13 protein-coding genes are annotated in these 12,517 nt (G+C 71.2%); 2 read left to right on the top strand and 11 right to left on the bottom strand.

Features of this window, described 5'->3' with window-relative positions; genetic code table 11:
• Positions 1-152 precede the first annotated feature (152 nt).
• Complete coding sequence (locus AB0D93_RS16390) at positions 153-815, top strand: YceI family protein (RefSeq protein ID WP_362119642.1); 663 nt, start codon at positions 153-155, stop codon at positions 813-815.
• A gap of 27 nt (positions 816-842) precedes the next feature.
• Here the strand turns inward: AB0D93_RS16390 and AB0D93_RS16385 are convergent, their stop codons facing one another.
• From AB0D93_RS16385 to rpsB, 6 genes are all read right to left on the bottom strand, one after another.
• Positions 843-1,289, bottom strand: a complete 447-nt coding sequence (locus AB0D93_RS16385; RefSeq protein ID WP_362119639.1) for an SRPBCC family protein — start codon at positions 1,287-1,289, stop codon at positions 843-845.
• A gap of 203 nt (positions 1,290-1,492) precedes the next feature.
• Positions 1,493-2,638, bottom strand: a complete 1,146-nt coding sequence (locus AB0D93_RS16380) for a phosphatidate cytidylyltransferase (RefSeq protein WP_362119635.1) — start codon at positions 2,636-2,638, stop codon at positions 1,493-1,495.
• The gene (frr, locus tag AB0D93_RS16375; protein WP_055706853.1) at positions 2,638-3,195 is read right to left on the bottom strand and encodes a ribosome recycling factor; all 558 of its coding nucleotides are present in this window, start codon (positions 3,193-3,195) and stop codon (positions 2,638-2,640) included. Before frr ends, AB0D93_RS16380 begins: the two co-directional genes overlap by 1 nt.
• A gap of 176 nt (positions 3,196-3,371) precedes the next feature.
• Positions 3,372-4,130 carry a UMP kinase gene (pyrH, locus tag AB0D93_RS16370; protein WP_362119630.1) on the bottom strand — a complete coding sequence of 253 codons (759 nt, stop codon included), beginning with the start codon at positions 4,128-4,130 and terminating at the stop codon, positions 3,372-3,374.
• Positions 4,131-4,354: 224 nt separating this feature from the next.
• Positions 4,355-5,191: a translation elongation factor Ts gene (gene tsf, locus AB0D93_RS16365; protein WP_362119627.1), complete on the bottom strand. Its 837-nt coding sequence runs from the start codon at positions 5,189-5,191 to the stop codon at positions 4,355-4,357.
• A gap of 174 nt (positions 5,192-5,365) precedes the next feature.
• Positions 5,366-6,259, bottom strand: a complete 894-nt coding sequence (gene rpsB / locus AB0D93_RS16360) for a 30S ribosomal protein S2 (protein WP_362119624.1) — start codon at positions 6,257-6,259, stop codon at positions 5,366-5,368.
• A 273-nt stretch (positions 6,260-6,532) separates the two neighbouring features.
• Between rpsB and AB0D93_RS16355 the strand changes: the two genes are divergently transcribed.
• Complete coding sequence (locus tag AB0D93_RS16355; protein ID WP_362119621.1) at positions 6,533-7,120, top strand: M23 family metallopeptidase; 588 nt, start codon at positions 6,533-6,535, stop codon at positions 7,118-7,120.
• Positions 7,121-7,479: 359 nt separating this feature from the next.
• On the opposite strand, the gene AB0D93_RS16350 is transcribed toward AB0D93_RS16355, so the two are convergent.
• The 5 genes from AB0D93_RS16350 to AB0D93_RS16330 all read right to left on the bottom strand — a co-directional run bounded on the left by AB0D93_RS16350 (position 7,480) and on the right by AB0D93_RS16330 (position 12,452).
• Positions 7,480-8,037 (bottom strand): helix-turn-helix domain-containing protein, encoded by a 558-nt coding sequence (locus AB0D93_RS16350; RefSeq protein WP_362119887.1) that lies wholly within the window; start codon positions 8,035-8,037, stop codon positions 7,480-7,482.
• Between the two features lie 92 nt (positions 8,038-8,129).
• Complete coding sequence (gene whiG / locus AB0D93_RS16345) at positions 8,130-8,972, bottom strand: RNA polymerase sigma factor WhiG (protein ID WP_362119618.1); 843 nt, start codon at positions 8,970-8,972, stop codon at positions 8,130-8,132.
• A 331-nt stretch (positions 8,973-9,303) separates the two neighbouring features.
• Positions 9,304-10,467, bottom strand: a complete 1,164-nt coding sequence (dprA, locus tag AB0D93_RS16340) for a DNA-processing protein DprA (RefSeq protein ID WP_362119615.1) — start codon at positions 10,465-10,467, stop codon at positions 9,304-9,306.
• Complete coding sequence (locus AB0D93_RS16335) at positions 10,464-12,089, bottom strand: YifB family Mg chelatase-like AAA ATPase (RefSeq protein WP_362119612.1); 1,626 nt, start codon at positions 12,087-12,089, stop codon at positions 10,464-10,466. Before AB0D93_RS16335 ends, dprA begins: the two co-directional genes overlap by 4 nt.
• Positions 12,090-12,452: a YraN family protein gene (locus tag AB0D93_RS16330; protein ID WP_362119609.1), complete on the bottom strand. Its 363-nt coding sequence runs from the start codon at positions 12,450-12,452 to the stop codon at positions 12,090-12,092.
• Positions 12,453-12,517 lie beyond the last annotated feature (65 nt).

The raw sequence follows: 12,517 nt of genomic DNA, 5'->3' as shown, positions 1-12,517 counted from the left end.
CGACGGCCCGAGCAGCCCCTTCTGCGGACCGGCGGGGTGGGGTCCTCAGATCCGAACGCGGCCGGTGGTCCTGTGAAGTTCTGCTGACGAACGGTCGGGTTTCCTGGTCGGGCCTTGTCCCGCCCCGTGACCCTGCCGTAACCACGTGATCCATGAACCTTTTCGGCCGCAACTCCTTCCACCGGCGCGCGCAGCAGTCCGGCGCTCCCGTGGCGAGCGCCGCCCTGGTGGCCACTACCGGCGCCACCGCCACCGCCGTCCTGCCCGATCCCCAGCTGGCGGGCCTCACCGGCGAGTGGCTGATCGATCCCGCGCACAGCAGGATCGGGTTCTCCGTACGACACGCGATGGTGACGACGGTGCGCGGCGCCTTCACGGAGTACGAGAGCCGCCTGTACTTCGACGGCCGCGAGCCGGCCCGCTCGCGGGCCGACATCGTGCTGTACACCGCCAGCGTCGACACCGGCGTCGAGCAGCGCGACGCCCACCTGGTCGGGCGCCAGTTCCTCGACGCCGGGGCCCACCCACGGATGACCTTCACGAGCACCGCCGTGGACCTGGCGGGCAAGGACGTCTACCGGATGACCGGTGATCTCACCATCAAGGACACCACCCGCCCCGTCGTCCTCGAACTCACCTACATCGGCCATGTCACCGACGCGTTCGGCGACGAGCGGGTGGGCTTCGACGGCACCACCACCATCAACCGCTCCGACTGGGGCCTGAGCTACGACGCCCGGCTGGCCCAGGGCGGAGCCATGGTGAGCGAGAAGGTCCGCCTCCAGTTCGACATCGCGGCCATCCGGGCCTCGTGAGCGCCCTCCGGCCCCCGGGATTTCCCGTCAGGTGGTGGCCTGCTCCAACCGCTCCTTGAGCAGCCGCTCGTTCTCCGGCAGCTCCTTGCGGACCTGGGGGCGTACGACGAGTGGCAGCAGCACCCTGCCGATGCCGTGGGCCTCGAAGTCCAGGTCCATGGTCACGCGGGTGCGGCCGTCGGGGAGCGGTGTGATCTCGCCGTGCACCCGGCCGCGCACGGGGCCGTCGACGCCGCGCAGACTCCAGGTGTGCGGTGGCTCGAACTCGGTGACCTGCATGGTTATCGGCACATCACGCCCGCGGACGAGCCGCGTGACCCTGATCCGGCAGCCGAGTCCGAAGGGGCCGTCGTCCATCTCCTCGACCGAGACCGCGCTCTTCTGCCACTCCGGCAGATGAGCGGGGTCGCTGAGGTACGCCCAGACGTCACCGGGACTCCGGTCGACGTCGATCACTTCGTGGAAGGCGGACATGACGCCCTCCCTTTCCGGACAGAGGGCTTACATCCAGAATCGTCCCACCCCGGGAACGGCCCGACCACATCCCGCCGGCCCCCGCGCCGGGACAGGACGACGGCACGGCCGAGCCACAGCCGCTCACCACCGGAGCACGCGAGCACGCAACAGGCCCCGCCCTCCGCAGAGGACGGGGCCCAGGAACCGTACGAGCCGCGGACTCACGCGGAGCCGACGAACACCACCAACAACAGCCACACCACCGGAGCCGTCGGCAGCAGGGAGTCGAGTCGGTCCATGATGCCCCCGTGACCGGGGAGCAACGTGCCCATGTCCTTGATGCCCAGGTCGCGCTTGATCATGGACTCGCCGAGGTCGCCCAGCGTGGCACTGCCCGCGACCGCGAGGCCCAGCAGCAGGCCCTGCCACCACATGCCGTCGTCGATCAGGAACTGCATGCACAGCGCGCCCGCGACCATCGCGAACAGCACCGCGCCCGCCAGGCCCTCGCGGGTCTTGCCGGGGCTGATGCGCGGGGCCAGCTTGTGCCGACCGAAGCGCCAGCCGACCGCGTACGCGCCGGTGTCGCTGACGACCGTCAGGAGGAGGAACGTCAGGACGCGCCAGGGGCCGTCCTGCGCCGTCAGCATCAGCGCGACGAACGTGGCCAGGAACGGCACGTAGAACGCCGCGAAGACGCCCGCCGTGACGTCCTTGAGATAGCCCTCCGGCGACTCCGTCATCCGCCAGACCAGGGCTGCCAGCGCCGTCAGCGCCATGGCGACCCAGGCGCCCTCGGCGCCGCGGACGTACCCGGCGACCACCATCGCCGCACCGCCGACCGCGAGCGGCACCAGCGGCGCCTTGATGCCCTTGCGCTCCCGCAGCCTGCTGGTCAGTTCCCACAGGCCGACGACCACGGCGACCGCGATCACGCCGACGAAGACGGCCTTCTCGATGAACAGGCTCGCGATGATCACCACACCGAGCCCGACGCCGACGCCTATGGCCGCGCTCAGGTCACGGCCCGCGCTCTTCTTCTGCGGCGCTGGCGCCGGCTGCTGGGCGTCGGGCATGGGCTCCGGATTCTGGTTCTCGGCCGGGACGGTGCGGGCGGGCGGGGCCCCCGGGCGGAACTCGTCCTGGAACAAGGGGCCACTGCGCCGAGCGGCCCCCCGGTCGCCGTCCTGGTCTGGGCCGTACACGGCTTCGTCGGGCACGCTGGGCATGGGGCGAGTGTGCTGCGCCTCAGGCGCATCGTACGCGGGACCCGCCGGGGCGGCCCCCTGGGCAGGCCCGCCCGCGGTGGGTCCCCAGTAGCCGGCCTGCCCCGCCGCGGGCGGCGCTCCCCAGGAAGAGTCGCTCATCAGACTTCGAGCAGCTCGGCTTCCTTGTGCTTCAGGAGCTCGTCCACCTGCGCCACGTACTTGTGCGTGGTGTCGTCGAGCTCCTTCTCCGCACGGCGGCCCTCGTCCTCGCCGACCTCGCCGTCCTTGACGAGCTTGTCGAGGGCTTCCTTGGCCTTGCGGCGCACGGAGCGGATGGACACGCGCGCGTCCTCGGCCTTGCCCTTGGCGACCTTGATGTAGTCGCGGCGGCGCTCCTCGGTGAGCTCGGGGAACACCACTCGGATGATGTTGCCGTCATTGCTGGGGTTGACGCCCAGGTCGGAGTCGCGGATCGCCTGCTCGATGTTGCGCAGCGCGCTCTTGTCGAATGGGGTCACGACCGCCATGCGCGGCTCCGGCACGGAGAACGAGGCCAGCTGGTTGATCGGCGTCGGGGCACCGTAGTAGTCGGCCACGATCTTGTTGAACATCGCCGGGTGCGCACGGCCGGTGCGGATCGCGGCGAAGTCCTCCTTGGCGACCACGACGGCCTTCTCCATCTTCTCCTCGGCCTCGAGGAGGGTCTCTTCGATCACCACTTGCTCCTGCGTGTCTTGAGTAAGGCCCGGCTGCGGTTCCTGAAGTCGGTCGGCGGCCGGCTGCGTCGCGTCTTCTTCCTGCACGGTTCCCGACCGGCAGGACATTGTCCATCCCCCGGCCAGGGTCAGGACCCCTTACGGGGCCGCACGACACCGGCCGGGTTGATGCCGGGTCAGCCCCGGCCGGCCTGGTCACCCACCAGCGTGCCGATCTTCTCACCCTTGACCGCGCGGGCGATATTGCCCTCCGCGAGAAGCTCGAAGACGAGGATCGGGAGCTTGTTGTCGCGGCACAGCGTGATGGCGGTGGCGTCGGCGACCTTGAGGTCACGGGTGATGACCTCGCCGTAGCCGAGGGCGTCGAACTTGACGGCGTCCGGGTTGGCCTTCGGGTCGGAGTCGTAGACCCCGTCCACGCCGTTCTTGCCCATGAGCAGCGCCTCGGCGTCGATCTCCAGGGCGCGCTGCGCGGCGGTGGTGTCGGTGGAGAAGTACGGCATGCCCATACCGGCGCCGAAGATGACCACGCGGCCCTTCTCCAGGTGGCGCACGGCGCGCAGCGGGATGTACGGCTCGGCGACCTGGCCCATGGTGATGGCGGTCTGCACCCGGCTGTCGATGCCCTCCTTCTCCAGGAAGTCCTGGAGGGCGAGGCAGTTCATCACCGTGCCGAGCATGCCCATGTAGTCGGAGCGGGCGCGGTCCATGCCGCGCTGCTGGAGCTCGGCGCCACGGAAGAAGTTGCCGCCGCCGATGACGACCGCGATCTGCGCCCCGTCACGTACGACGGCCGCGACCTCCCGGGCGATCTTGTGCACCACGTCCGGGTCCACGCCCAGGCCCCCACCGCCGGAGAACGCCTCTCCGGACAGCTTCAGCAGAAACCGGCCGCGTACTTTGCCGTCGTCGCTCTTCTGGGCCTTGGTGGTCATGGAGATCCCGCCTCTTTCACGTGTTGCACATACGAAGAAGGCCATTGCCGGTGGGGTCGCTTTTCGCTCCCATGCGCGGCAATGGCCTCCTCGTCAGATCTGCTGCCGTCCGCCCCACACCATGGTGTGGCGGTGTGCGCGGACGACTGCTGTCGACCCTATCGGGATTTCTCCGCGGGTCGCGCGTCGATCGCGATACGGACTCAGTCGATCGCGATACGGACTCAGATGCCGACCTTGATGCGCGAGAAGCGCTTCAGGGTGACACCGGCCTCGTCCAGCACCTTCTGGACCGACTTCTTGTTGTCCAGCGCGTACGGCTGGCCGAGCAGCGTGGCGTCCTTGAAGAAGCCGTTGAGGCGACCCTCGACGATCTTGGCGATCGCGGCCTCGGGCTTGCCCTCGGCGCGGGTGGTCTCCTCGGCGATGCGGCGCTCGGACTCGACGACGTCGGCCGGGATGTCCTCCTTGGCGAGGTACTTCGGCGCGAAGGCGGCGATGTGCTGGGCGACGCCCTTGGCGACCTCGGCGTTCGGCTTGTCGAGCTCGACCAGGACACCGATCTGCGGGGGCAGGTCGGGCATGGTGCGGTGCATGTAAGCGAGCACGAAGCCGTCGGCGAACTGCGCGAAGCGGTCCAGGACGATCTTCTCGCCGAGGTTGGCGTTGGCCTCGTCCACGAACGCCTGGACGGTCTTGCCGGGCTCGATCTCGGAGGCGAGCAGGGCGTCGATGTCGGCCGGGGAGGTCGCGGCGACGTGCTCGGCGATCTTGTTGGCGACGGCCTGGAACTTCTCGCCCTTGGCGACGAAGTCGGTCTCGCACTTCAGCTCGACCAGGACGCCGGAGGAGTTGTCGTCGGCGATGATGGAGACCACGGCGCCGTTCTCGGCGGAGCGGCCCTCGCGCTTGGCGACGCCCTTCTGGCCCTTGATGCGCAGCGCCTCGACGGCCTTGTCGACGTTGCCCTCGGCCTCGTCCAGCGCCTTCTTGCAGTCCATCATGCCGGCGCCGGTGAGCTCACGGAGCTTCTTGACGTCGGCGGCGGTGTAGTTCGCCATGAGTCTGTGAGTCTTTCTCGAAGTCTGGAAGATCTTCAGATCAGCACGGTGTGCGCTCCACATGTGAACGCAGAGCGCGTACGGCGCGCCGACCTACGGGTGAACAACGGGGGCGGACTTCACCGCGCCGGAGGCGCTGTCGATGCAGCACCGCCCCCGCCGTCAACGCGTGCGTCAGGCCTGCTCGCCCTCGGCGGCCGGAGCCTCAGCAGCCGGGGCCTCAGCAGCAGCCGGAGCCTCGGCAGCCGGGGCCTCAGCGGCGGCCTCGGCCGGCTTCTCGGCCTCGTCGGCCTTCTTCTCACCCTCGAGCAGGTCGCGCTCCCACTCGGCGAGCGGCTCGCCCGCGGCCTTCTCGCCCTTGTCACCGGTGGCGACGCGAGAGCGGGAGATGAGGCCCTCGGCGACGGCGTCGGCGATCACACGGGTGAGCAGGGTGACGGAGCGGATCGCGTCGTCGTTGCCCGGGATCTTGTAGTCGACCTCGTCGGGGTCGCAGTTGGTGTCGAGGATCGCGACGACCGGAATGTTCAGCTTCCGGGCCTCACCGACGGCGATGTGCTCCTTCTTGGTGTCCACGATCCAGACGGCGCTCGGCACCTTCTGCATCTCGCGGATACCACCGAGGGTCTTCTCCAGCTTGGCCTTCTCGCGCGAGAGCACGAGAAGCTCCTTCTTGGTCAGACCGGACGCGGCGACGTCCTCGAAGTCGATCTGCTCGAGCTCCTTGAGGCGCTGCAGACGCTTGTAGACGGTCGAGAAGTTGGTGAGCATGCCGCCCAGCCAGCGCTGGTTGACGTAGGGCATGCCGACGCGGGTGGCCTGCTCGGCGATGGCCTCCTGCGCCTGCTTCTTGGTGCCGACGAACATGACCGTGCCGCCGTGGGCCACGGTCTCCTTGACGAACTCGTAGGCGCGGTCGATGTACGACAGCGACTGGAGCAGGTCGATGATGTAGATGCCGTTGCGCTCGGTGAAGATGAAGCGCTTCATCTTCGGGTTCCAGCGACGGGTCTGGTGACCGAAGTGGACGCCGCTCTCCAGCAGCTCCCGCATCGTGACGACGGCCATGGCCGTATCTCCTTGAGTTTCTCGGTTGTGCCGCGGAAGCCGGACGGCTCCCACGCCTGACGCCCGCGACGCGCCTTGCCGCTGAGGACCGAGAGGCGCTGACACCGACCGCTTGACGGACCGGTGTCGGGGCGTGCGAAGTCGACCCGGTGACCCGGATCGCCAGAAGAAGTGTACGGGACCGGCGGGGCACCGGGTGACGCCGCTGCCCACAACCGGGAAGTAGTCCACAGACTCCGGCCCTGATCGGTGGGGGTGCGGGACGGTTGGCGCATGCGACATGCGAAGCGATATGCCCCGGTGTGCCTGCTCCTGCTCCTGCCCTTGGCGGTGACGCTGCTGCCCCTGCTGGCCCCGTGGGCCTGGGCGGACCCTCCCCCGGCCCCCGCACCACCCCCTCAGGCCCCGGTCCCGGCCCTCGCCCGCACCTGGCCGGTGGGCATCCGGCCGTGGGTGTTACGGGGGTGGGAGCCACCGGCGACGGTGTACGGCTCCGGCCACCGGGGCGTGGACCTGGCGGCGCCGGCCGGTTCGCCGGTACGGGCGGTCGCCCCGGGCCGGGTGTCCTTCGCGGGCCGGGTGGCGGGACGCGGCGTCGTCTCGGTCGAGCTGACGGGCACGGACCTGCGGACGACGTACGAGCCGGTGACCGCGTCGGTCCGCAAGGGCGAGGAGGTCAGGGCCGGAGAGACGGTGGGCACGACGGAGGCGACGGACACCCACTGCGCCACGCCGTGCCTGCACTGGGGCCTGCTCCGGGGAAACACCTACTTGGACCCCCTGTCGCTGCTGCCACCCTGGCTCCTCCACCGGGGCCCACCGAGGCTGCTGCCCGTGTTGGGGGTGCCGCTGCCGTCGTGACGTCGGCAGCGGCGGCAGCCCTCGCGCAGCTCCGGTGCCTTCAGGGCGCGGGGGAAGCAGGCGGCAGGATGGGCGGTGGGGTCCTGTGGGTGAAGCCGAGCGCGGGGAGGGGCCCCGCCATCCGCGCCCGTGCGGCCGCCGGCGGCGGGCATGTCGGCCGAGTGGCGTCCGGCACCGCCGACCGGCGTGAGCCCCGCCGGCGCCGCCCCATCGACGTGGCGGCCCGGGCGAGCGAAACGCCCCCTCGGTCAGCGGCAGCACCGGTACCCGCCGGCGTCGGCACGCGATAGACCGCGTCGCCCAGCGCAGCATCCCCGCACCCCGCCGGCACCGGCAAGCGCCCCGGCACCGGGCAGACGTCAGCCCGTCACACCACGCAGCGCCATGGCCACAGCGGCGTCCGTCACCACCGCGGGATCCTCCGCCGCCCCCAGCTCGATGCGCCGCACCGCCGCATCCACGACCCCCTGCAGCAGCATCGCCGCCAGCCGGGGCTGCGCATGCCCCATCTCCCCGAGCGCCTCGACGACCATGGCGACCAGCCCCCCGTGCGCCGCGCGGATCTTCTCCCGCGCCCCGGCGTCCAGCTCACTCGCGGAGATGGCGACAACCGCCCGATGCCGCCGGTCCCCGACCAGCGCCAGCTGCTGCCGCACATATGCCTCGACCTTGGCCGAGGCGGACTCGGCCCGCTCCATCGCGGCGGCCACGTCCGCCGCCCACAGCGGAAAGTCGACCGCGCACAGTTCCTCGACCACGGCGGCCCGCGACCGGAAGTACTCGTACACGGACGACCGGGCCAGACCCGTCCGCTCTGCCAGCGCGGGGAACGTCAGCGCTTCGGTCCCGCCCTCGGACAGCAGAGACCGCGCCGCGTCCAGCAGGGCGGCTCGCTGCATCGACCGGTGCTCGGCCACGGAGGCCGCTCGAATCCTTGGCACGTCAACCACTTTACGGACGGCCCCACCCGAACGGGAGCCACTGGCCCACCGCGCCGCGCCGCCGCGTGTCAGCGCCCGAAGCTCGCCAGCTTGGCCCGCAGCTGCAGCACCGACTTCGTGTGGATCTGGCTGACCCGGCTCTCGGTGACCCCGAGCACATTGCCGATCTCGGCGAGGGTGAGCCCTTCGTAGTAGTACAGCGTGACCACGGTCTTCTCCCGCTCGGGCAGTGTGTTGATCGCCCGCGCGAGAAATCTGCGCAGCTCCCGGTCCTCGGCCACCTCCACCGGATTGTCCGCGGCGGTGTCCTCCAGCGTGTCCATGAGACTGAGCCGGTCCCCGCCCTCGCTGCCGACGTGCAGCAGCTCCTCCAGCGCGACCACGTTGGCCAGCGACAACTGGCTGAACACGGCGTGGAGTTCCTCGACCTCCATGTCCAGCTCGGCGGCGACCTCGGTCTCGGTCGGGGTGCGCCGCAGCCGTGCCTCCAGGGTGGCGTAGGCCCGCTCCACGTTCCGCGCCTTCTGCCGGACCGATCGCGGAATCCAGTCCAGCGCCCGCAGCTCGTCGATCATCGCGCCCCGGATCCGGGTGATCGCGTACGTCTCGAACTTGATCTCCCGGTCGATGTCGAACTTCTCGATCGCGTCGATCAGCCCGAAGACGCCGGAGGAGACGAAGTCGGCCTGGTCCACGTTGGGCGGCAGACCGACGCTCACCCGCCCCGCGACGTATTTCACGAGCGGTGAGTAGTGCAGGATCAGCTGCTCCCGCAGCCGGTCGTCCCCCGTCGCCTTGTACGACCGCCACAGCTCGTCGAGCGTCGAGGGAGCGGGCGGCCGCACGCTGCCACCGTCGCGGGCGGCTGGGGGGACCGCCGCCCGGTCGGACCCGGAGGTGTGCTGGGGCATTCGTCGCCTTGTGCCGTTCTGCCGTGAAGTGCTGTGAAGTGCCGTGAAGTACTGCGAAGTGGTAGGGGCTGGGGTTCGTAGGGTGAAGTGGGCTACCTGGGTGAGCTGTCGGTCTGGTGTCGAGTTGGCGCATTCCGCGTCGACGACTTCGTGAGCGTAGCGTGACTGAGGTGTCGCGGTGTGCGAACACCGAGGCTCCACCCGTGCGCGGGGCGCTCAGTCCGGGCTCGCGCGCGCGTCCCGCGGCTCGCTCTGCGTGACCGGCCGAAGCGTCAACTCCGGGAAACATCAAGGGCGTCGGGCATTCCCCCGGACGGCCGAACAGGCTCGGTCAGCACGGACCGTGACCGGTGCGGACCGACATCATGGCCTGGCGTGTCAACTTCCAGCCATCGCCGTGTCGTTCGACGTAACCAAGTGCTCGGAGTTCGTACAGTTTCGCGATCGCCTCGTCCCGGGTGGTCGGCGTGCCGCGCGCGATCTCCTCGACGGTGGCCGCGCGGTGTCCGGGCAGCGCGTCGAGGACGGCCCGTGCCTCGGGTTCCAGCAGGTCACGCGGCAGGACGGGGCCCCGGCGGGCCGGCGCCAGCTCACCCATGTCACCCACCAGTTCGACGACTTCCGCGGCATCGGTGACCAGGGTCGCCGTCTCTGCGCGCAGCAGTTCGTGCACGCCGGCGGAGAGGCCGCTGGTGACGGGGCCGGGAACGCCCATGGTGAACCGTCCGAGGCGCCCCGCGGCCCGCGCGGTGGCCAGCGAGCCGCTGCGGCAGGCTGCCTCCACGACGACGGTCCCCCTGGTCAGCGCGGCGATGACGCGGTTGCGGAGGATGAAGCGGCTGGGCGTCGGATGGTCGCCCGGAGGCAACTCGCCGACGACCAGTCCCTGTTCCGCGATCCTGCTGATCAGGGCGGCGTGGCCGCGCGGGTAGGGCCGGTCGACGCCGCAGGCCAGGACGGCGACGGTGGCGCCGCGCGCGGCGAGGGCACCTCTGTGGGCGGCGCCGTCGATGCCGTAGGCGCCGCCCGACACCACCACCCAGCCCCGCTCGGCGAGGCCTCCGGCGAGGGTGGCGGCCACATGGGTGCCGTACTCGGTGCAGGCACGCGCGCCCACCACGGCCACCGATCTGAGCGCCCACATCCGCAGACTGGGACGCCCGCGCACCCACAGCCCCAGGGGCCGCGTGTCCCCGAGGTCGTCGAGCTGTCCCGGCCACTCGGCGTCCCCGGGCGCGACGAACCGCGCCCCGGCCGCTCGGGCCGTCGCGAGATCCCGCTCCGGCTCGGCCCGCCGCGCCCGTGCGACGAGCCCGCCCCACCGCACCCCGCTCACCCCGGGCAGCGCCGCCGCCCCCTCTCTCAACCGCCGCACCACCTCCCCCACCCCGAACTCCCGAACCCACCGCCCGCCGACTTCGTCCCCCGGCTCGATCACCCGCCCGAGGAAGACGCGTCCGAGCAGCTCTTCTCCGCGGCCCTCACCCGTGGTCACGTCAGCGCCCCGATGGCCATCGGCACCCCTCGGGGGACTCCGGTGCGCAGCTGCAGGGCCAGGGCCACGTCGGTCGCGTCGGGGCGGTCGTGCCCGACGAGGTCGGCGACGGTCCAGGCGACGCGCAGGACCCGGTCGATCCCGCGCGCGGTGAGCACGCCCCGTTCGAGGTTGCGTTCGGCCTCTTCCATCGCGCCGGCCATGGGGTGGTAGCGGCTGCGCAGTTCCCGCCCGGGGACTTCGCTGTTGGAGCGCCAGGGGGTTCCGGCGAGGCGGGCCGCCGTTCGCTCGCGGGCCTGCCGGACCCGCTCGGCCACGGTCGCCGTGGACTCACCGCGGGCGTCGGGCTCGGTGAGCTGGGCCCTGGTGACCGGATCGACCTCGACGCGCAGGTCCACCCGGTCCAGCAGGGGCCCGGAGAGCCGGGACTGGTAGCGGCGGATCGCCGACGGCGGGCATTCGCACAGGGAGTCGCGCTGCGAGAAGCGTCCGCAGGGACAGGGGTTGGCCGCCAGCACCATCAGGAAGCGTGCCGGGAACCGGAGGACGCCCGCGCTGCGCGCGATCACGACGTGCCCCGACTCCAGCGGCTGGCGCAGGGCGTCCAGGGTCTGGCTGTGGAACTCGGGAGCCTCGTCGAGGAACAGCACGCCCCGGTGCGCGAGGGAGACCGCGCCGGGCCGGGCGATGCCGGGGCCTCCGCCGACGAGCGACTGCATCGTGGCCGAGTGGTGCGGGGCGCAGTAGGGGGCGACGTCGATGAGCGGTTTGCCCGGCGGCAGCAGTCCGGCCACCGAGTGCACCGCGGTGACCTCCAGTGATTCCTCCCTGGTGAGCAGGGGCAGGACGGCGGGCAGCCGCTCGGCGAGCATGGTCTTGCCCGCGCCGGGCGGTCCTTCGAGGAATAGGTGGTGTCCACCGGCGGCGGCCACCTCCACGGCCGTACGGGCCGAGGTCTGGCCCACGACGTCCGCCAGGTCGTGCTCGTGTTCGTGCTGTGCGGCGCCCAGGCTGTGCATGCCGGTGGCCGCGCTCGTGCCCGGCACGCGCAGGCCGGCCAGGAGGGGGTCCGGGCGGCCTTGCTCGTCCGGTTCCTCCTCGGGGACGGGCTCCTCGGTCAGCACCGCGACGAGCTGCCGCAGGCTGCGGACCCCGAGCACGGAGACACCGGGGACCAGCGAGGCCTCGGCGGCGGCGCACTCGGGTACGACCACTTGCTCGTAGCCGGCGTCGGCCGCGGCCAGGACGGCCGGAAGGATGCCACGGACCGGTCGGACGCGTCCGTCCAGGCCCAGCTCCCCGATCATGACGATGTCCGCGAGGACGCGGGGATCGATCCGTTCGGCGGCGCCGAGCACCGCGCAGGCGACCGCGAGGTCGAAGCCGGAGCCGGCCTTGGGCACCGACGCCGGGCTCAGTCCGACGGTGAGCTTCTTCTGCGGCCACTCACCGCCCGAGTTCACCACCGCCGCCCGGACCCGGTCCCTGCTCTCCGTCAGGCTCTTGTCCGGGAGGCCGACCAGGGTGAAGGCCGCGACGCCGGGTTCCAGGTCGGCCTGGACCTCCACGACGACGCCCTCCACGCCGACCAGGGCCACCGAGCACGTGCGGGCGAAGCCCATTCAGGCCACCCCCCGCGCGTGCTCCACGGACGGGGCGCCGCGGTGGGGCAGCAGGACGCCGATCAGGTCGATACGGACGCCGCCCGGCGGTGCCCCTCCGTGGCCCTGGATCCAGTGTTCGGCCAGGGCGCGCAGTCTGGCCGCCTTCTCGGGGGACACCGCGGCCATCGGGTGTTCGTAACCGCCGCCCCTGCGGGTCTTCACCTCGCAGACGACGAGCGCGTCCCCGTCCCGGGCGACGATGTCGATCTCGCCGGACCGTCCGCAGCGCCAGTTGCGCTCCAGGATCGTCATTCCGGCCTCGGCGAGCCGCCGGGCGGCCAGTTCCTCGCCGTACCTGCCGAGTGCCTCTCGTGCGTTCATGTCGGCACCACCTCCGGCGCCAACCGTCACGCATCCCCGCCCAAGTTGTTGATCTTGGTGTACTA

Origin of the sequence: Streptomyces sp. NPDC048191 (assembly GCF_040652655.1) — a bacterium.
Lineage (GTDB): Bacteria > Actinomycetota > Actinomycetes > Streptomycetales > Streptomycetaceae > Streptomyces.
Note: the sequence above shows the minus strand (reverse complement) of the source record. Positions and strands in the feature narration are given on the sequence as shown.

Excerpts from the sequence above, each read along its gene's own strand:
- AB0D93_RS16390 (WP_362119642.1), top strand. The coding sequence starts at position 153 with ATGAACCTTTTCGGCCGCAACTCCTTCCACCGGCGCGCGCAGCAGTCC.
- rpsB (WP_362119624.1), bottom strand. The coding sequence starts at position 6,259 with ATGGCCGTCGTCACGATGCGGGAGCTGCTGGAGAGCGGCGTCCACTTC.
- AB0D93_RS16355 (WP_362119621.1), top strand. The coding sequence starts at position 6,533 with ATGCGACATGCGAAGCGATATGCCCCGGTGTGCCTGCTCCTGCTCCTG.
- AB0D93_RS16335 (WP_362119612.1), bottom strand. The coding sequence starts at position 12,089 with ATGGGCTTCGCCCGCACGTGCTCGGTGGCCCTGGTCGGCGTGGAGGGC.
- whiG (WP_362119618.1), bottom strand. The coding sequence starts at position 8,972 with ATGCCCCAGCACACCTCCGGGTCCGACCGGGCGGCGGTCCCCCCAGCC.
- pyrH (WP_362119630.1), bottom strand. The coding sequence starts at position 4,130 with ATGACCACCAAGGCCCAGAAGAGCGACGACGGCAAAGTACGCGGCCGG.
- AB0D93_RS16330 (WP_362119609.1), bottom strand. The coding sequence starts at position 12,452 with ATGAACGCACGAGAGGCACTCGGCAGGTACGGCGAGGAACTGGCCGCC.
- AB0D93_RS16380 (WP_362119635.1), bottom strand. The coding sequence starts at position 2,638 with ATGAGCGACTCTTCCTGGGGAGCGCCGCCCGCGGCGGGGCAGGCCGGC.
- AB0D93_RS16385 (WP_362119639.1), bottom strand. The coding sequence starts at position 1,289 with ATGTCCGCCTTCCACGAAGTGATCGACGTCGACCGGAGTCCCGGTGAC.
- tsf (WP_362119627.1), bottom strand. The coding sequence starts at position 5,191 with ATGGCGAACTACACCGCCGCCGACGTCAAGAAGCTCCGTGAGCTCACC.